The sequence below is a fragment of the Methanolobus zinderi genome (assembly GCF_013388255.1).
GTDB lineage: Archaea > Halobacteriota > Methanosarcinia > Methanosarcinales > Methanosarcinaceae > Methanolobus > Methanolobus zinderi.
Map to the genome: position 1 here is coordinate 2,686,683 of NZ_CP058215.1, position 18,271 is coordinate 2,704,953.

Sequence of the window (18,271 nt, forward strand, 5' to 3'; positions counted from 1 at the left end):
AAGAAGAGAGATTATTTTTTGGTCAGCTTACCAAAAGCAAAACCGATTACAAGCACAATAAGAGTGCCTGCAACAATAGCTGCAACTTCTCCGGTCTTACCCATACCTTCAATTGCATAATCAGGCATAGGAGATTCAACAGCAGGTGCCACCTCTTCCATTGCGGTCAGCTTCGCCTCATCTACTATATCCATTGCAGCACTCTCAAGACCATCTGGATCAGATGATGCAAGGAATGGTGCAAGTACGGATATTAGCAGCGCAATTGCTATACCCGCATAGAGAAACTTCATATTCTGATTGCCTGACATTGTATCACTCATGCCGCCGCCCCCTTTGCCTCAGAACTCAGAAAGGAGTTATCAATGAGGTCCGGCCTTGATTTCTGTATTGCTGTGATCACCACTGCAGTGATAATACCTTCGCCCACGAATCCTATGATCAGATGATAAAGACCCATTGCGGTGAGTCCCGGAACCAGCGGGAAGGTTCCTGCAAGATATAATTCAACGGCAGTTGCAAGTGCGGATACAAGCAGACCCAGCCATGCACCCACAAAAGCGGAGGCTGCAATGCTGATCCTGCTCTTCCTCAGAACTACGAAGGTATAGTAGCCAACAAAGCCGGATATTACTCCCATATTGAGAATATTCGCACCCATAACCGTGATGCCCCCGTCAGCAAACACGAATCCCTGTACAAGCAGGACAAGCGTCAGTACAAGTACACCTGCCAGCGGGCTACCCAGGATTATTGCAACAAGGGCCGCTCCCACCATATGTCCGCTGGTACCCATACCTATCGGGATATTTAAGGCCTGTATGGCAAATATACCTGCGGCAAGTGCTGCAAGTATTGGTACCTTGGTTTCGTCAAGTTCGTTTCGCGCCCATCTGACTGACATCAGTATAAAGGGCAGGGCGGCCACCCAGTAGATAAGTGCCTGACTTAAAGGCATAAATGAATCCGGTATATGCATTTTAGTTCCTCTTTAACCTGTGAATCATGAGATAATATGAAAAATATTCTCATTTGTAATACTTGTGCATACGGGAATAATGAAATATATACCTTTTGGAACATCAGCTTAATCTTTCGTATTACCTGGATTGTATGGAATATTCTTTAAGCGGGCAAGTCTTAAAAAGCCGAAAGAACCTAAGAGTAGGAAAATGACGACATTCTCACCTGTGATCGCCGCAAAGGCCCTCTGGCAGATGCGGATCAGAAAAAGACCCTTTGTACTTTCCCATGCCATCAACAGCAGATGTAATATGAGGTGCGGATTCTGTGAATACTGGAAAGAGAGTGGTTCGCAGATGGATCTTGAGGAAGTCTTCAGGCTGCTTGACGAAGCAAGGGATTTTGGCATACTTGCCTATAATGCCTGGACGGTCGAACCTCTGCTCAGAGAAGACCTTCCTGAGATACTTGCCCATGCAAAAGGACTTGGCATGATAACATCACTTATTACCAACGGGCTGCTTCTGGAAAAAAGGGCAGATGAGCTTGACAATCTGGATTATCTCTCAGTTTCAGTGGACGGTATCTCAAGTTATAAAGAGATAAGAGGAATCGAATTTGACAGGATACTGCCGGGAATAATCAAAGCAAAGGAAAAGATGGAGAATCCCCTGCTTCTGAACTGTGTGATCAGCGGCAAAAACCTTGATGACATTGAAGAGCTCATCATCATGGCAAAGGAACTTGATGTTAAAGTCTCATTCGAACCAATGTACGAGTTCGGAGGGATTGATAGCGATACCTGGAACGAATTTGGTATACGGGACATGGAAAAGTACCGCAGGGTTGTCGACAGGATCATTGACATGAAAAGAGAGGGATACCCGATCATCAATTCCCTCACCTACCTGAAAATGGTAAGAGAGCTCAAAACAAACTTTAGCTGCCACGCCAATGACATCATACTTGACGTTGCCGCAGATGGAAGTATCGAGAACTGCCGGGTCCACAGGGAACCCATCGGACACATACGTGATGGTATTGAGAACGTCTGGGAAGCCACCAGAGAGAAGAGGAAAGCAATCTCAGATAAGTGTCAGAAGTGCCTTTTCTTCGGATATGTGGAAAACAGCCTCATGTACGATTTCAATCTTGAGGTCATGCAGCACTATGAATGGATGTAATTTGATTCAAGGAATAAGAATATTAATCTTATCTCCATTTTTGATCCCAAGTTCCGATGCCGCACTTCCCAGGTTCACAGCAATCTCAAAAAATCCATGGCTTCCGATAAGTGATAAAAGTTCTCCTTTGTTCACAAAACCATAGGTCTGCATGAACGGAATTTTTGTCCCAGACACATTCAGCTTTTCTCCGAAACCGATACGATCCAGTATCAGCTTTCCGGATATGTTGGTGATAATATTACCAAAATCATCCACATAGATCACTTCACCTGAAACCGAGTTACCTATAGCATCCACGGCTCCGAAATCCATATTCACATAACCTTCTGTTTTTTCTCCCACATCATCAGGCATCATATCCCCCAAGAGGTGGGCACCTATACGGGCAAATATATCCCTTCCATGAAAAGTAGATGAAACATCACCCAATAACTCTGTATTTGTAATTTTGTAGACCTGGATATCTCCGAGCTTTAAAGCAGCAGGGATCATGAGCCCATTATCAGGACCAACAAAGAACTGACCACCGGAGGAGATTACAATAGAGTTTCTCTCAGTTCCTACACCCGGGTCCACCACAGCCACATGCACGGTGCCTTTCGGAAAATAATCCACCACCGTATACATCGCAAATGCTCCTGCCCGGATGTCCGCATGGGCTATCGAATGGGTAATATCCACGATCTGTGCTCCGGGCTCTATCCCGAGTATAACTGCCTTGAGAGCTGCGGGATAAAGTGAACCAAAATCAGTCGTCAGTGTGATTACCGGCATAACAGGAAATTGGCCTGAATACTATAAAGCAGATACGGATTTGTCAATTCCTGAATTTGGCCTAATTACTAAAAAGTTGAAAACAGCCGGAATAGAGAACTAAAAAAAGGGAAGAAAATGAAAGAAAGTAATGCCTGATGGCATTACTTGCAGAGGTCGTAGTTCGCGTTGACAATCTTAAGAGCGCAGAAGTCACCGCACATTGTACATGCGTCTTCGTCGCCTGGTGCTCTGCTGTCCCTGATGCTCCTTGCGAGTTCGGGGTCGAGTGCAAGCTTGTACTGTGCCTCCCAGTCGAGTTTTGCGCGTGCCCTGCCCATTGCAAGGTCAACATCACGAGCTGTTTCTGGGTACTTGACCATGTCACCGACATGTGCTGCGATCTTTGAGGTCTTGACACCTTCAACAACATCTTCAAGGTTTGGAAGTGCGAGGTGTTCTGCAGGTGTTACGTAACAGAGGAAGTCACAGCCAGCTGCTGCGGAAGCTGATGCACCGATAGCTGTTACGATGTGGTCGCGACCTGCGCCGATGTCTGATACGAGTGGACCGAGCATGTAGAATGGTTTTCCACCGCTCATTGCTTTCATGAGCTTGACGTTCATTTCTACCTGGTCAAGTGGTACGTGACCCGGGCCTTCAACGATTACCTGAAGGTCGTATTCGTCGTGTGCTTTCTGTGCGCATTCGGAGTTGATGATGAGCTCCTGTACCTGTGCCCTGTCGGTTGCGTCGTGGACTGCTCCTGCACGCATTCCGTTACCAGTGGACAGGGTAACTTCGTGTTCCTTGAGGATCTCACAAAGGTAATCGAAGTCTGCGTAAAGCGGGTTTTCCTTCTCGTTGTGCAGCATCCATGTGCTCATGAACGCACCGCCACGGGAACAGAGACCACCGTATCTGCCATGTCCCTTCAACCTGTCAAGGACAATGTTGTTGATACCTGTGTGGATGGCCATGAAGTTTGTACCGAGCTTAGCCTGCTCCTCGGTTGCGTGCCAGAGATCGTCCTCTGTCATGTGGACAATTGAACCGTCCCTCTTTGCTGCTGTGATGAATGCCTGATAGAGTGGAACTGAACCTACAGGAAGGGAGATTGCGTCACATACCTTTTTCCTGATACCAAGGAAGTCTCCGCCGGTACCGAGTTCCATGAGTGTGTCTGCGCCTGCAGCTTCTGCTGCCTTTGCCTTTGCAACTTCCATTTCCTCATCAACGATGTCTGATGATGCACCGATGGATGCGTTGACCTTTGTCCTCAGGCCTTCACCCATACCACAGAGCTTGATATCCCTGTATGGGGTCATAGGGATTACAATTCTGCCTGCAGCGATTCCACGTCTGATGAATTCTGGATCCTTACCTTCGGATTCGGCAACGATCTTCATCTCTTCTGTGATTTTACCGTTCTTTGCATCTGTTACGATTGTCATTGTTATACCTCAGTCTTTGATGTACCTTAGAAGAATCAAATTGTATATAAGGCTTGTCAAAAATCAAACTTTAGATAAAGTCAAGTTTATTTTAGTATTGCATATTCTGAAAAGAGAACTCAAGTCAAACAGATAATATAAAATTCTAAAAGATTAGCAAGAGCTATTTTTTTAAGAAAGACTAGTAAAATAACCATACATCCTCAATAATTAACACAAATAAAGTTGTATTTACAAATAGTAAGAGAAACTTGAATTGTACCGAATCTTTGCCGGAAAAAATAGAAGAAAAGAGAAATCAGTCCTTCTCATGATCATGCATCTTGCGCAGGGTGCGCATGTTCTCCCTGTGAAGAGAAACTATCAGATCACTTAACATACCGAAAACGAACATCTGAAAACCGGCAATAATAAGAAGGGCAGTTAAAACGGTAAGAGGAACACGGGTAACACCCTGCAGCCATTCGGAGACCACATAAATTCCCGCGATCAGACCTGCCACAATGAAAACGCCACCAATCAGGCCGAAATAGAACATAGGGTTATGCAATTTTGCCATTTTATAGATCGTACGGCCTATCCTGAAACCATCCTTCAGCGGATTTAGTTTGGTAGCTGCTTTGGAATGCCTTTTCAAATAGGTGATCGGGACAACCTCTATTCTGTGGTCCTTCTTGATACTGTCTATGGTCATCTCGGACTCGATCTCAAAACCGGTCTCCCTCAGGTCAAAGGATTTGATAGCCCTGAGAGTATAGCCCCTGTAACCCGTAAGTATGTCCTCAAGCCATTCACCGTATGCAAAACCGAACAGTTTGTTGAGCACACGGTTACCCATGCGGTTTAAGCGTGTAAAGGCACCGGCTTCATAATCCGCAAACCTGTTACCTATGACCTGATCCGCACTTCCGTCACGCAGCGGTTTGAGTATCGTGTGTATATCATTGGCAAGGTACGTGCCGTCACCGTCAACCATGACAGTATAATCACTGTCTATCAGTTCAAAGGCTTCCTGGATGGCCTGACCCTTGCCCCTGCCACTCTGGACAACGACCTTTGCACCTTTCTTTTCAGCGATCTCACGGGTGCGGTCACTGCTGTGACCATCCATAACGAGGATGTTATCAAAGCCCTCGGAATGAAAATCCTCTATGAGCTGCCCTATGGTGGCTTCTTCGTTTAACGCAGGTATCAGGACACAAACATCTTCGTTCGACAAAGAACTCACACTTGTCCGTTTTACAGTAAGCCCATGCTGTCGAGCTGCTGTCTTACGACCTCGACACCCTGCTCACAGTTCTCGGGAGATTTGCCGCCTGTAACCACAAGTTTACCTGAACTGAAAATAAGTACTACGACCTTCGGATCATCGATACGGTAGACAAGTCCGGGGAACTGTTCAGGTTCATATTCAATGTTCTCGAGACCAAGACCTATTGCAATAGCATTAAGGTTGAGTACTGCCTGGAGGTCCGCGGAAGCAACAATATTCTGTACGGTGATCTCAGGATCGGCTATTGTCTTGATACCGATATCATTGAGCTTCTTTGCCATATTGCCGATTACGGTGTGAACATCATCAACATTCTTTGCACCTGTACATACCACTTTTCCAGATGTGAAGACCAAAAATGCAGCCTTTGGGTCAGAAACCCTGTACACAAGTCCGGGGAACTTCTGCTTGTTATACTCAGCGCCCTCGAATTCTGCCTCTATCTTTGTAAGATCGAACTCCTCTGCAAGTTTAGTAGATGCTACTACATTTTCAATCTTTATGTTATAATCTGACATGGTATATCCTCGTATTTAAAGCGGACTTATATTCAGCAATTGAGTATATAAACTTATACCCTCATGTTTATATATCTTTTTAAATAAATGCAGAAAATGCATCGGACACTACAGGATAACATTGATACTGATAAAGACATCAGTTCTCAAATTCCTTCAGTCCGTCCAGTATCGCATCATACTTGCCGCATACCCTCTCGATAAGATCTCCTTCAAGGCTGCGATGCGTGGGAACCGTAATGTCCGCTCCTTCACTGACATTCACACCTTCAACGGACATACCGTAATCAGGAGCTATGATTATGCCGTCAGCAGAAACACCGAGCCTCAGATCACTTACTATGCGTGCAACCATATCCGTTGCAGGTTGTACCTTTTTACTGAAGACAAGTGCCTTGGAGAAATAGCGGTCTTTCAGGTCCTTTACTGTTTCAATATTGGACTGCACCTTCTCAGAATCGGAAACGTTTTCCAGTGACCTCATGGCCTCAATGATATCATCAAAGGTCGTGGAACCCACTTCGATGATCTCACCATCGTAGTGTTTGCTGACCTTCTCGGTATATCCCCTTGAGATCACAAGCTTGTAGACATCTTCCAGTTCCTCAAGCTCCTCTTCTGTGGGTTCGTAGGCATTGATGACCTTGTAATCCCTGATACCGCACATCTCCATAAGGGATTCGTACATTGGAGTGACCCCCACGAACTTACGTCCAAGCCACTTGTTCAGGCCACTCTGTCCGCTCTGCACACGGGAGAGCTCAACGATCTTCTTCTTCACAAGTTCCGGATCATTGGATTCAAGTCCGAAATAGTCAGCAAAAAGAGGAGTGGTGCTGAGTATCTTTGTCCTACCGTGAGGAGCAGCTTCAACAAGTCCACGCTCCTTGAGTTCACGGATATGATCATAGGCGGAGTTGCCCCTCATATCGATCAGTTCGGACTGGACAAGGGGCTGATGATAAGCAATCATGGAAAGAGTACGAAGCATGGGAGCACTCAACTCCTTCGGAGCCAGAGGCCTTACGAGTTCTGCATACTCGGCTTTCACCTGCATCACATAACGGCCACCAAGATCCAGTATCTCGATTCCGCTTTCACGAGACTCGTATTCACTGATAAGCTGCTCGATTATGGGAGCTACCTTTTTCTTTTGCTTGCCCACCAGTTTTGAAAGGGTCGCGACATCAAGTGCCGAACCTGCGGCAAACAAAGCCGCCTCAATTGTTTCCCTGTCGCTCATAATGATACTTTATTATTCAGCAGTGTCCCGCATACTATCGAACGGGTACACGTAGAGTTCACCAAACAATTCCTTCTGTTTCAGCCAGACCTTCTTTTCAGTTGCAAGGAAAAGAAGTGATACATAGGTCATTATATTCTCTGAACGGTCATCACCCAGCAGGTCCGAAAGGACCACAAATTCCTTCTCAGCCATATCTTTCATAAGCCGCTCACCAAGGGTTCTGACACGCCCGAGAATATCCTCTTCATGGGCTATGCCGAGTACTTCATCAGTGGTAACGGCAGCCTTTTCCTCAAGTTTGCGGCGTACCTTCCTGTCCTTTCTCCGGGTTTCGACCTTCTCTGCCTTCTGAAGCTCCAGAATAAGCTCCTGGAGGGTGACCGGCCTGGTGGCACGGCGTCGAATGGGGAGTTTTGGAACAGGATATTCCTCGACATCATAAAAATCAAGTTCGTCATCGAGCATTTCAAGGTCGTCTTCATCTTCCTCTTCTTGCACGATCCCGGTTGACTTCATACGCAACAGGATCGATGCATAGAGCAGTGTCCTGCCGGATATACGAAGGTCTGTCATCTGCATCTGCTCGATACGCTCGAGGAACATATCCGTAACATTTACTATATCAATATCCCATGGATTGATATCACCATTCTTTGCAAGGTTCATCAGGATCTCCACGGGTTCGTTGAGCACATCATCAGAGAACTCCAGCAAGGATTCATCCACACCAAGTCCCCTGAGAGTCTCCATGAAAGCAGGGTCGATGGTCTCAGGAAGTGAGGATCCCGTCAGAGTAACTGTTTCCACTGACTGTCCGATATCCATCTCATCAATGATCTCGTTCAACGTAATTTCACTCCCGTGATGCTTGTAATATTGTTTTCCTGCATGGTGACACCTATTGTCCTCTCTGCAGCCTCTATCATCGGCTTTCTCAGGGAGACCACAATGAACTGTGCGTTCTTCACAGCGGTTTTCACACGCTGGGCAACCCTTCCCGCATTGGCACCATCAAGGAACATGTCAATCTCATCAAATGCATAGAAAGGAGCCGGACGATACTGCTGTATGGCAAATACAAAGGAAAGTGCCGTGAGGCTCTTCTCTCCTCCTGACATTGCTTCAAGGCGTTGCAGAGTTTTCTCCTTTGGCTGTGCCTTTAAGGTCAGGCCCCCGGCAAAGGGATCTTCATAATTGTCAAGAACAAGCTCACCGATACCATCCGAGAGTTCATTGAATATCTCCTTGAAAGGTTCGTTTATACCCTCGAACGTGGCCATGAAGGTATCTTTCTTGAGCTCCTCGTACTGTGTGATCCTTTCCAGGATCTGTTCCCTTTCAGTTGCAAGTGTGTCACGCCTTGTGACAAGCTCTTCAAGCCTGAGTTCCACTTCAGCGTATTCGTCAATAGCACGCATATTCACAGGCTCGAGTTTCTCCATTGCCTTTTCAATGGACGCTATCCTCGTGCGCACGGTCTCATAATTCGGAACCTCTTCACTTTCCTCGATACCACGTCTCTGGAGCTCTTCGCTAAGCTCTCCGACCTGCTCCTCAAGTGCGGCCTTTGTGGCATCCAGTGCAAGTTTCTGACGATTGGCTTCCTCGAATTTTGATTTAGTATCGTCGAACTGCTTCTTGACCGCAAGGTGTTCATCATGCAGACGGGTGCGCTCCTGCTGGAGTTCCCTGAGCTCCTCTGCAAGTTCGCTCTCACGCTGCTTTTTCTCCAGAAGTGCCCCCTCGAGCTCTTCGATCTTTTCATTTAACTGCTTCACACGGCCCTTGTGCGTGGATTTCTTCTCATCCATGGTTTTGATCAGTTCACGATTCTCCTCGATCTTCGAGTTTGCGTAGTCCCTGTCAAGCTTCAATGCGTTGATATCGGATTCGATGTCACGTACCCTGCCGTCAAGACGTCTCAGTTCCTCGTCAAGCTGCTCTGCCTGGCGGTTGAGTTCGGGAACTTCGGAGCCTGCAAGTTTCTCCTCAAGTACAGAGATCTCCTGCTCGAGGGATTCCGCAAGTCCGGTCTTCTCTTCTTTCTGAGAGACAACAGAATCCATCTCTTCCCTGAGCTCTTTTCGGGACTCCTCTATCTCAGCAAGTTCGGCATTCTTTGATTCGATAAGCTGGGAAAGGCGTTCACCCCGTCCTGCTATCTCCTCGATATACATCTCCTTTTTGGAGATCTCCTTGTCATGTTCGTGGATCTCGCGGTTAACCTGTGAGATATGGCTCTCGATCTGGTCCAGTTTCTTTATTGCAGTGCTTCGTCTTGAGTCGAATTCGGTTACCTTTTCAGCAAGTTTTACAAGTTTGTCCTTCTCGGAAGCTGCAAATGACAGACCGCTTGAGCGATGTTTGGAACCTCCCACCATTGCACCGCTCTTCTCGACCACATCACCTTCAAGGGTTACCATCCTGAGGCCTCCCATAAGGCGGCGGGCATTACTGAGTGTGTCAACAATAAGCGTATCCCTGAACACATACCAGAAAGCGGGCTCGAACTTGGAATCGAACTCAATGAGATCAAGAGCATAACCAATCACACCCTGCCTGTCGGAGAGATTCTTGTACGGCCTGCGCTGGTCCATCTTGTTCAGAGGAAGAAATGTTGCTCTCCCACCACGGTTGCGTTTCAGGAAATCGATTGCACGGGCTCCATCCTCATCGTTCTCAACGACAATTGCCTGCATCCTTCCGCCGGCAGCGATCTCAAGAGCAGTGGAATACTTCTGGTCCACACTTCCAAGCTCTGCGATCGTACCATAGATTCCTGGCAGACCATGGTGCTTTTTCTCATTCATCACCATCTCGACTGCCTTTGAATAATTACTGTGATCCTCTGAGGCCCTGACTCTCATCTCAAGGCGTGCATAGTCTTTTTCATAGGTACGCAACTCATCTTCGAGGTCCTTGATAACTGATTTTATCTGGGCGCGGTTACGCTCAAGATCATCAATGTCCTTTGTGAGAGCATCGATCTTCTCATTCAGTTTCTCAATATCATACTTTACAGAAAGTGTGTCACTGTCAGAAGACTCAGCCTTGGACTTTGCATCCTCGATCTCACTTTCAATGTCCCTGACCTCGGCAGACTTGCGCCTAAGGGCATCCAGCAGGCGATCCTCCTGACGCATCAGTTCGTTCTTCTCGTTCTTGGCAAGTTCGAGCTTTGATTTCAGATCGGAAACCTGGTCCCTGGTCTCCGCAAATTTGGCATCAACATCTGAGATCTTGCTCTGCAGGATCATCCTTTCGGTCTTGCGTTCCGACATCTCGGCCAGGATACCTTCCTTGCGCATGGATTCTTCTGAAATGCGAGAGTCCAGTTCCTCAAGCTTACCCTTGGTCTCATCGATCTCAACAAAGGTCTTCCTTCGCCTGGCTTCGATATCCTCCATCTCGTTGTCAGCAAGCTCTATACTGTCATTACACCGGGAGATCTCACCACGGATCTCCTCGATATCCCTCTTGATCTGGATCTGTTCGTCCTCTCCCATCTTGTGGATGGTGGATGTCATCTCTTCCAGGGCATTCTCCAGTTCCTCAACTTTTTTTCGGCGCTCCTCAAGAGACTGTCCCAGCTTTCCTAGCACATCTTCCTTTGAGACAATATCATCTTCAACCGAGCCAAGTTCGATCTTTGCATCCTTGAGCTTTGAGAGCAGGACAAAACCCTCGAACTTCATCTTCTCTTCCTTGAGGGATTGGTATTTGAGTGCCTGATCACGTTCGTACTTGAGCTTTTCCAGTTGCTGACCGACCTCTTCGATAATGATATCGACCCTTTCAACTCTTTCTCGCACGATCTCAAGTTCGTTCAAGGCACGGTCTTTTTTATTATCGAATTCCGCGACACCGGCGATCTCATCGATGATCTTACGCCTTTCTCCGGGTGTCATATTGATAATACGGGTTACATCACCCTGCATCACAACATTGTAGCCCTCGGGAGTCACACCAGCTTTTGCCAGATGATTGTGTACATCGGTCAGGCTCACAGCCTTGCCGTTGAAGTAAAAATAACTGTAATAACCGGTATCGGTCTCACGTATCTTTCTGGTAATGGATATCTCGTCACTGGCTACCGGCATCTTCCGGTCAGAATTATCGAACTTTATACTTACCTGGGCAAAATCCGGTTTTTTAGAACTGTCACCATTATAGATAAGATCCGTAAGCTTTTCAGCCCTCATGGTCCTGGAGCTGGAGAGCCCCAGCACAAAAAGTATACCGTCAATTATATTGGATTTGCCACTACCGTTCGGTCCGGAGATGGTGGTAAAGCCTTCAAAGAACGGGATCTTTACCTTTTTACCGAAGGATTTGAAGTTGATGAACTCAATTTCCTTGATATGCACGTGATTCCCCTTTTTTATAAAGACCTGAATCTTAAGGTCAGGTAATGATTACTTCCTGCGTGTGATGGTTATCACTGCATCTTCATCTTCACGTGCCTCAACTGTCTCGTATTCTGTTTCGGTCTGCCTGCGCTTGCTTTCCTCTTCAGCTACTATATAATCACAGTGTTCGCGAGGTCCTTTTCCACGGGTACGCATTTCCCTTTCATCATCGGTCTCTGCGACTATGTATTGTGATTCAGGTTCGGGTTCCTCTACCTCCGACCGGACAGCAGGAGCAGCATCACGCACATTAAAACGCAGATTGCCGGGACGTCTTGGAGATGTGCCCTGTTGTGGATCAGAGGCTTCGCCATTGGATCTTATGGATACCTTGGAGTTATTATTTTCCCTGCCCGGAGGAGTTGCCATTTGTGGCGGAGTATAGGGTTTAACCGGAGCAGTGATCACCGGTGTTTCGGAAGGCACCTTCTCCTCAGGCGAGACTGGCTGCTGAACCTCGTTAACAGGTTCCGGGTCAGGCCTGTATAGTTTAGGCTCAGTGTTTTCCACTGTTTTTTCCTGAGCAGGTCTTATTTCCTCTGGCCTGACCTCCTCTGACCTTGGCTCTTCATTTCTATGCCTGGACACTGATAGTTCACCGAGGGACCTGATCATTGATTTCTGGTCAAGGAGTTCATCCATTATTCCGTTCAGATTGCTTGAGAGTGCCTGGACTTTCTGTTCGAGCTGAACAATACGGTTATTGATATCCAAGTCACTTTTAAGATCGCTTCTGATCTCCCGGAGTATTGAATCGCGGAGAGTGGTCTTGATATCTTCTATCTCCGCCTCTTTTTCCTTTAACTGCCGCTCCAGCCGCTCAATGATAAAATCTCTGTTTTCAGAATTCATTAAATACCTCGCAAATCCATTCGTCCCTCATAAAGTGTTTCAAAAATCTTGTGTTAATATATGAACAAAAGTATAATATAATTTATGGTTGCAATTGTTATTTTTCTTTGGTTTTACACTTATTCCCGAATAAAGAACCCTCATGGACCTTAAGTTATTTAGCGTAAATTGTTGAGCTATTGGAGATAGGATCCTTCTCGACAGTGAATACATTATCCGCAGAGTCTATCAGCGACTCATCATGGGATACAACAAGTATTTGCCCCACACCGATATCACGCATCATATCTATCAGTTTAATAAGTTGCTGAACATGTCCGCGGTCCAGGAAAACCGTGGGCTCGTCCATGATAAGCGGCGGAAGCCCCGAGCCTTCCCCCGACATTCCCATGGAAAGAAGACGATATATTGCACATCTTAATACCAGATTGAAAATCGCCCTCTCGCCGCCACTCAGCAACTTTGGTTCCAGTGGAGTGCCGTCCTTCTCAAACACCGTCAGGTTGTATTCATGATCCAGCCTGATGTGCGAGTATGCATTGTTCGAATACATGAAGGCAAATATCTCATTAATAAGTGAATCCAGCAGACCTATATTGTTAGAGCGCAACTCGGCACGGACTCTCATATACATTGCCTCGAGACCTTCGGCATCCTCATAGACCGCATTAAGGTATTCAGCCCTGTTACCAAGCACATCAAGCAGCTTTTTAAGCTCATCCAGACGCTTGAGCTCACTTTCAACCATTCCGGCCTGCTTTGTAACACCTTCTCTTTCCGTTGTAAGTTTTCCGATCTCAGTAGTTATATTTTTCAATGCTATTTCATAATTTTTAAGTTTAGACTCCAGTTCGTCAATATCAAGGTCACCCATCTGCTTATTCAGCTCAGTGGCATCTGCTTTTTTCTCAGCTATCTGACCGTCAAAAAGAGAGATCATTTCCCGGACCCCGGTTATGCGCTCCTCCATCTTGTTCATGTCCGAGACACTTTTTTCGACTTCAAGAGTACTTTTGCGTACTTCCTTTGCGATCTCAAGAAGCCCTAACAGATCCTTATGCTCTTTTTGAGCTGTTAGCATACTCTCCTGCATTTGTGAAAGTTTTGTCTTGAGCTCTTTCATGGATTCCTCAAGAGAACTTTTCTGTGTAAGGAGTTCTTTCTTCTGCTTTTCCCGGTCTTCCATACCGGTCTGATATTCTTCCAGCAGTTTCTTATGATCCGATATCCGCTCATTCAGGGATTTTATTTCTTTATCCAAGTCCTCTACCTGTGTCCTGTAGACCCGGGCATCCTTGACCCGGCCAAGTTTGGATTCAAGGGTTTCCTGTTTTTTCTTTAGCTCAGAGAGTTTTTCTGTGAATTCTTTTACTTTGAGGGAATCGGCCCTGGTATTCTCTTCGATGGCCGAACCATGCAAGTCCTGACTGCAGGTCGGGCATTTACCTTTATCCAGCAGCTCACCTGATTTTTTGATCTTCTCTTCCAAATCGGCAATCTTGACGGAAATCTCCCGCTCCTGCCCGTGAAGATTCTTTAGTTGATCATTTACCAGATCGAATATATCTTCGATATTTTCCAATTTTTCCAATGTGAGGCTCATGGATTCTATTCTGGATAGTACATCAGATCTTTTTTCCCCGGAGTCCGAGATCATCTTTTGCATTTTTTTTATCTCATCCTCTGTAGATGTCATCTTTTCCTCTGCCTGCTTTCCGGCTTTTTCCAGAAGCTCGCTTTGTTTGCTGTTCTCATCAAGAGAAGAAGACATAACTGACATCTCTTTTTCGATAACAGCCTTATCCCTGTTAATGCCGCTTAATTTATCCCTCATCGAACGCTCTTTATCTTCAATATCTGAGATCACAGCTTCAATATCCGCATCTTCAGCACTTAACTTTGAACGCATCTCAGAAATTTTGGCCTCAGTTTTTTCGATAGTTTCCTTTCTGGAATCTATATCTCTGGAAAGCGACTCGATCTGGGCATAAGCCTTTGTTTTTTTCCCACCAAGCTCCTTTATCTGCTCCAGGACAGAAGCCCTCTTGTCCGCAAGTTCCCTGTATCCTGCTATTCTCTTAGAGGTCTCGTCTTTTAGGGAAAGAGCACGATCTCTTTTTTCATTCAGTGAGGAAATGGAATCTTCAAGTTCTTTGGAGCGGGAACGAAGCTTAGCCAGCCTTTCTGCAGGCTTGGAATCCTCAATCCCTTCTACTTCAGCGGTCACTTCCTTGATACGCCTCTGTGCATCACGCTGGTGCCGGCCCACACCTATACGCGCACTGGACGCACGTTCCCTGTAATCTTCCAGTTTACCGAGCCGGAGAAGATCGTCGATCATCTTCTGCCGGTCCTTTGGCTTTGAGTTTATCAGGACATCTATCTCACCCTGCCTGATATACACACAGTTCCTGTAGGCTTCCTCGTCCATATTCAACAATGACCTGATCGCTTCATAGGTACGGGATGCCTGGTCGAAGATTATCTCTCCGTCCTTTTTCAAGACCGCACTTGTATTTGAAGCACGTCCTTTTTCCGGATCGTTCCTGAAAGTCTGCTCAATGGAATAGTCATGGCCACTTTGCTCGAATTCAAGCATAATGGATGCCCTGGTCGCACCCTTGCGTATTATGTCCGAGAGCACGAAGTCCCTGTCGAGCGTTTTGCTTCCGAAAAGGCATGTAAAGCAAGCTTCCAGCAGACTGGACTTACCACTACCGTTTACTCCCGAGACCACGGTCACACCCTCGTCAAAGGAAAGGTCCAGGCTTTCGTAACTTCTTATGTTCTGGATCTTGAGCCGTTTTATCATCATAGGTAGTCACCAAGGTTATACTGACGTGGTTTATGCTCTGTTTCCTTCTCCGGGGAAGAGCTTTTTTTGGTTGAAGATCTATCTTTTGTCTTTTCTTTTGCTTTTTCCTGTTCCCTGTCATCTACCGGGATATCATTATCAGATACTTCATCCACATTTTCCGTGACTGAAATTTCTTTCTCTTGGACTTTTTCAGGAATCTGTTCCGGAGTATCCTCAGCCCGGACCTCGGCAGAAGTAACAGCCTTCTGACCCGCCGCAGCTTCGCCTGCCGGAACATCGCCCGCATTTGCGGCATCCTCCGAAACTCTGACAGGAACATCCACATCGCCAACATGAACCTGTGTATCAGGAATCACCTCGACTGCTTTTACTGCTTCTTCCGGCACTGACCTCACAATCACATGTTCCGAGAAATCGGTGCTTTCCAGCAGATCACCAACTCTTTTTTCCACTTCGGCATCTACCTTTGTCTTCACCACCGAGGGATCCCTGACAATCTCATCCACCAGCAGGCCTCCCTGAGTCAGATGCATTTTCTTTATTTCTTCCTTTACCGCGTCATCCGGGTCGGCAAAAGAAACAGGCACCTGAGCATCGTCCAGCGATATCTCACCTGTCCTGAGATCCTTGATACCCGGCACCAGGGCATTTCGGGAGAGCAGAAATTTCTCAATCTCACTGAATGTGACTTTAGCAGCAGGCTCCCCGGATATATTGACAAATACCACCTTATCTTCCACATCGTATTCCTTTATGGCTGAGAATATCTCATTATAGGCATCAACATCATTTTCAAGTGTCACGGGGATGAAAACAAAATCCCGTGTCCGGATAATACGCCTGCTGATATCCACTCCTGCATCACTTACGGAGACTATATTATAGGAACGAGGTTCTTTCTCGGACGTACTGTTGCGTTCCGTACTACCGCAATACGTAACCCATGTATCATCCACTTTTATGATCTCATGCTTGTGGTTGTCTCCGAGAAGTACCGCATCCACATCGAACGGCACAGCATCCAGCACTTCATGCATGTCCCATTCCCCGAAAGCAAATGGCTTCATGAGCTGATGCATGACAAGCAGATTGTACCCTGCATCCGTAGCCTTGCCATCAAAGACCGAGTAATCGAACAAAGGAATACGGGATTTGGGAACACAGTCTATGCCGTAGATCGCAACATCCCCCAGCAGAAATGGCGTAGCGCCAAGCCTTACAACAAGTCCCATACTCGCGTAAAGATCCAGCCATTGGGTATCCTGCTTGCTTTCATGGTTTCCCACAATTGCAAGCAGCGGAATTCCGGCGTTTCTGAGTCTGGAAAATAGTTCCATTGTTCCGAGTATGTCATCCAGTGTGGGATTCCTTGAATCAAAAAGGTCACCTGCATGCACTACAGCATCCACTTCCATCTCAATAGCATCATCTATGACCCTGGAGAAAGCGTCCATGAAATCCTGTCTGCGTACTTCACTGTGGTACTGACGGTACCCTAAATGTGTATCCCCTGTGTGGATAATCCTTATCTCATCCATCAGAAGGTATGATACGCACTCCCCGTTTTTAAGATTGCCTATCAAATGCATTCAGGAAACATATGCACCGACTCAATATAAGGAGAAAGTCATGATCTGGAAAATATAATACAGCTTATATTTATATAATAGATAACTATATTATAATGGGTATTATGGACGATAAAGGTCAGATCACCATAGATTATCTAATCAGTATCACGGTTTTTCTGTTTGCAGTGGTATTCGTTTTCAACTATACCTCAGGTATCTTCACACCTTTTCAGTCCAATTCAGATGAGGTTACGCTTATAGCCGACAGGATATCAACCACCCTTGTGGAAAAAAGACTAAGCTCTGGCGATGAAAGCACCCCGAACCTTGTTAATAAAACAGAAGTTGATAATTTCTTCACCGAGCTCAACGACAGTTATGATACTACGAGTGATTCACTTGGATTAAACGGCAGTTACCTGCGATACGATCTTAATGTAACCCTGGAAAACAGCACGGGAATCATTGACTCAGCCGGTAAGAAGATACCTTTGGGCGTTAATGTGGGACAGACCAAAAGGGTCGTGCTGCTAAAAGATGACATCACCGGAAGCACCGAAACCCTCATCATGTCATTCAGGGTGTGGTAAATTGCCAGGCAAAGTAAAATCCGGTTTTAAAACAGATCCATCAGCCCAGATGCACACCCTTGAAGCTGTAATTGCAGCGATGATAATGGTCGGGATAATAATATTCGCAGTCCAGGCAACTTCTCTTACACCACTTACATCTTCTACGGCAAATGCTCATATCGAAGCACAGCTCCAGACAATGGGCCAGGACATGCTGAGTGCCCTCTCATATTCATCATACGGACAGGACTCGCAACTAAAAGAGGATGTAATGAACTGGGACGGGAAAGAATATGTCTGGAACGGCAGCACATACAGGTCGACAAATAACCAGAACAAGACAACCCTTAACAGTTCACTTACCGATACTCTGACACAAATAGCAGTCCCAAGGGGAATCGCACATAACGTCCATTTTAGCTGGATTGCGGATAATGGGATTGTGATGGATAATTCATATATTTACAACGGAGACCCTTCGGACAACGCAGTAATGATCTCGAAAAAAGTAGTCCTTTCCGATACTGATGTGGGTAATGAAACTGTATTTATTTCAAAGACCAGCATCCCTGATGCCGATACTAGTACCGGTTTTTACAATATTGTCAATGTTAAGATGACATTATGGAGAATGTGAATACGGAATAGTGATTAC

General features: G+C 46.2%; 15 protein-coding genes. 3 read left to right on the forward strand and 12 right to left on the reverse strand.

Features of this window, described 5'->3' with window-relative positions:
- Positions 1-11: 11 nt before the first annotated feature.
- Together HWN40_RS13385 and cbiM are read right to left on the reverse strand one after the other, a co-directional pair.
- Entirely contained in the window at positions 12-323 is a 312-nt protein-coding gene (locus tag HWN40_RS13385) for a PDGLE domain-containing protein (RefSeq protein WP_246275932.1), read from the reverse strand.
- Complete coding sequence (gene cbiM / locus HWN40_RS13390; RefSeq protein WP_176966194.1) at positions 320-979, reverse strand: cobalt transporter CbiM; 660 nt, start codon at positions 977-979, stop codon at positions 320-322. The genes HWN40_RS13385 and cbiM overlap by 4 nt, the downstream gene beginning before the upstream one ends.
- Positions 980-1,172: 193 nt before the next feature.
- On the opposite strand from cbiM, the gene HWN40_RS13395 reads away from it, so the two are divergent.
- The gene (locus HWN40_RS13395) at positions 1,173-2,147 is read left to right on the forward strand and encodes a radical SAM protein (RefSeq protein WP_176966195.1); all 975 of its coding nucleotides are present in this window, start codon (positions 1,173-1,175) and stop codon (positions 2,145-2,147) included.
- A 6-nt stretch (positions 2,148-2,153) separates the two neighbouring features.
- Here HWN40_RS13395 and HWN40_RS13400 read toward each other — a convergent pair whose 3' ends face one another.
- The 10 genes from HWN40_RS13400 to HWN40_RS13445 all read right to left on the reverse strand — a co-directional run bounded on the left by HWN40_RS13400 (position 2,154) and on the right by HWN40_RS13445 (position 17,011).
- Complete coding sequence (locus tag HWN40_RS13400; protein WP_176966196.1) at positions 2,154-2,924, reverse strand: SAM hydrolase/SAM-dependent halogenase family protein; 771 nt, start codon at positions 2,922-2,924, stop codon at positions 2,154-2,156.
- Positions 2,925-3,067: 143 nt separating this feature from the next.
- Complete coding sequence (thiC, locus tag HWN40_RS13405) at positions 3,068-4,357, reverse strand: phosphomethylpyrimidine synthase ThiC (protein WP_176966197.1); 1,290 nt, start codon at positions 4,355-4,357, stop codon at positions 3,068-3,070.
- Positions 4,358-4,655: 298 nt separating this feature from the next.
- On the reverse strand, positions 4,656-5,576 hold the full coding sequence (gene aglJ / locus HWN40_RS13410) for an S-layer glycoprotein N-glycosyltransferase AglJ (RefSeq protein WP_176966198.1): 921 nt from the start codon (positions 5,574-5,576) through the stop codon (positions 4,656-4,658).
- A gap of 20 nt (positions 5,577-5,596) precedes the next feature.
- Positions 5,597-6,148, reverse strand: coding sequence for a TATA-box-binding protein (locus tag HWN40_RS13415; RefSeq protein ID WP_176966199.1), 552 nt, complete (start codon positions 6,146-6,148; stop codon positions 5,597-5,599).
- Positions 6,149-6,287: 139 nt separating this feature from the next.
- Complete coding sequence (gene scpB / locus HWN40_RS13420) at positions 6,288-7,391, reverse strand: SMC-Scp complex subunit ScpB (RefSeq protein WP_176966200.1); 1,104 nt, start codon at positions 7,389-7,391, stop codon at positions 6,288-6,290.
- 12 nt (positions 7,392-7,403) lie between these two features.
- The gene (locus HWN40_RS13425; protein WP_246275933.1) at positions 7,404-8,240 is read right to left on the reverse strand and encodes a segregation/condensation protein A; all 837 of its coding nucleotides are present in this window, start codon (positions 8,238-8,240) and stop codon (positions 7,404-7,406) included.
- Positions 8,237-11,761 (reverse strand): chromosome segregation protein SMC, encoded by a 3,525-nt coding sequence (gene smc, locus HWN40_RS13430; protein WP_176966201.1) that lies wholly within the window; start codon positions 11,759-11,761, stop codon positions 8,237-8,239. The genes HWN40_RS13425 and smc overlap by 4 nt, the downstream gene beginning before the upstream one ends.
- A gap of 48 nt (positions 11,762-11,809) precedes the next feature.
- The gene (locus HWN40_RS13435; RefSeq protein WP_176966202.1) at positions 11,810-12,655 is read right to left on the reverse strand and encodes a magnesium transporter CorA family protein; all 846 of its coding nucleotides are present in this window, start codon (positions 12,653-12,655) and stop codon (positions 11,810-11,812) included.
- Between the two features lie 154 nt (positions 12,656-12,809).
- Positions 12,810-15,470, reverse strand: coding sequence for an AAA family ATPase (locus HWN40_RS13440; protein ID WP_176966203.1), 2,661 nt, complete (start codon positions 15,468-15,470; stop codon positions 12,810-12,812).
- Complete coding sequence (locus tag HWN40_RS13445) at positions 15,467-17,011, reverse strand: metallophosphoesterase family protein (RefSeq protein ID WP_176966204.1); 1,545 nt, start codon at positions 17,009-17,011, stop codon at positions 15,467-15,469. The genes HWN40_RS13440 and HWN40_RS13445 overlap by 4 nt, the downstream gene beginning before the upstream one ends.
- Positions 17,012-17,166: 155 nt before the next feature.
- Here HWN40_RS13445 and HWN40_RS13450 point away from each other — a divergent pair, with 155 nt between their 5' ends.
- Both HWN40_RS13450 and HWN40_RS13455 read left to right on the forward strand, forming a co-directional pair.
- On the forward strand, positions 17,167-17,634 hold the full coding sequence (locus HWN40_RS13450) for a DUF7287 family protein (RefSeq protein ID WP_176966205.1): 468 nt from the start codon (positions 17,167-17,169) through the stop codon (positions 17,632-17,634).
- 1 nt (position 17,635) lies between these two features.
- Positions 17,636-18,253 (forward strand): DUF7288 family protein, encoded by a 618-nt coding sequence (locus HWN40_RS13455; RefSeq protein ID WP_246275934.1) that lies wholly within the window; start codon positions 17,636-17,638, stop codon positions 18,251-18,253.
- The last annotated feature ends 18 nt before the right edge of the window (positions 18,254-18,271 follow it).

Coding starts and splice junctions, on each gene's coding strand:
- HWN40_RS13385 (WP_246275932.1), bottom strand. CDS start 323: ATGAGTGATACAATGTCAGGCAATCAGAATATGAAGTTTCTCTATGCG.
- cbiM (WP_176966194.1), bottom strand. CDS start 979: ATGCATATACCGGATTCATTTATGCCTTTAAGTCAGGCACTTATCTAC.
- HWN40_RS13395 (WP_176966195.1), top strand. CDS start 1,173: ATGACGACATTCTCACCTGTGATCGCCGCAAAGGCCCTCTGGCAGATG.
- HWN40_RS13400 (WP_176966196.1), bottom strand. CDS start 2,924: ATGCCGGTAATCACACTGACGACTGATTTTGGTTCACTTTATCCCGCA.
- thiC (WP_176966197.1), bottom strand. CDS start 4,357: ATGACAATCGTAACAGATGCAAAGAACGGTAAAATCACAGAAGAGATG.
- HWN40_RS13415 (WP_176966199.1), bottom strand. CDS start 6,148: ATGTCAGATTATAACATAAAGATTGAAAATGTAGTAGCATCTACTAAA.
- scpB (WP_176966200.1), bottom strand. CDS start 7,391: ATGAGCGACAGGGAAACAATTGAGGCGGCTTTGTTTGCCGCAGGTTCG.
- HWN40_RS13435 (WP_176966202.1), bottom strand. CDS start 12,655: ATGAATTCTGAAAACAGAGATTTTATCATTGAGCGGCTGGAGCGGCAG.
- HWN40_RS13440 (WP_176966203.1), bottom strand. CDS start 15,470: ATGATGATAAAACGGCTCAAGATCCAGAACATAAGAAGTTACGAAAGC.
- HWN40_RS13445 (WP_176966204.1), bottom strand. CDS start 17,011: ATGGATGAGATAAGGATTATCCACACAGGGGATACACATTTAGGGTAC.
- HWN40_RS13450 (WP_176966205.1), top strand. CDS start 17,167: ATGGACGATAAAGGTCAGATCACCATAGATTATCTAATCAGTATCACG.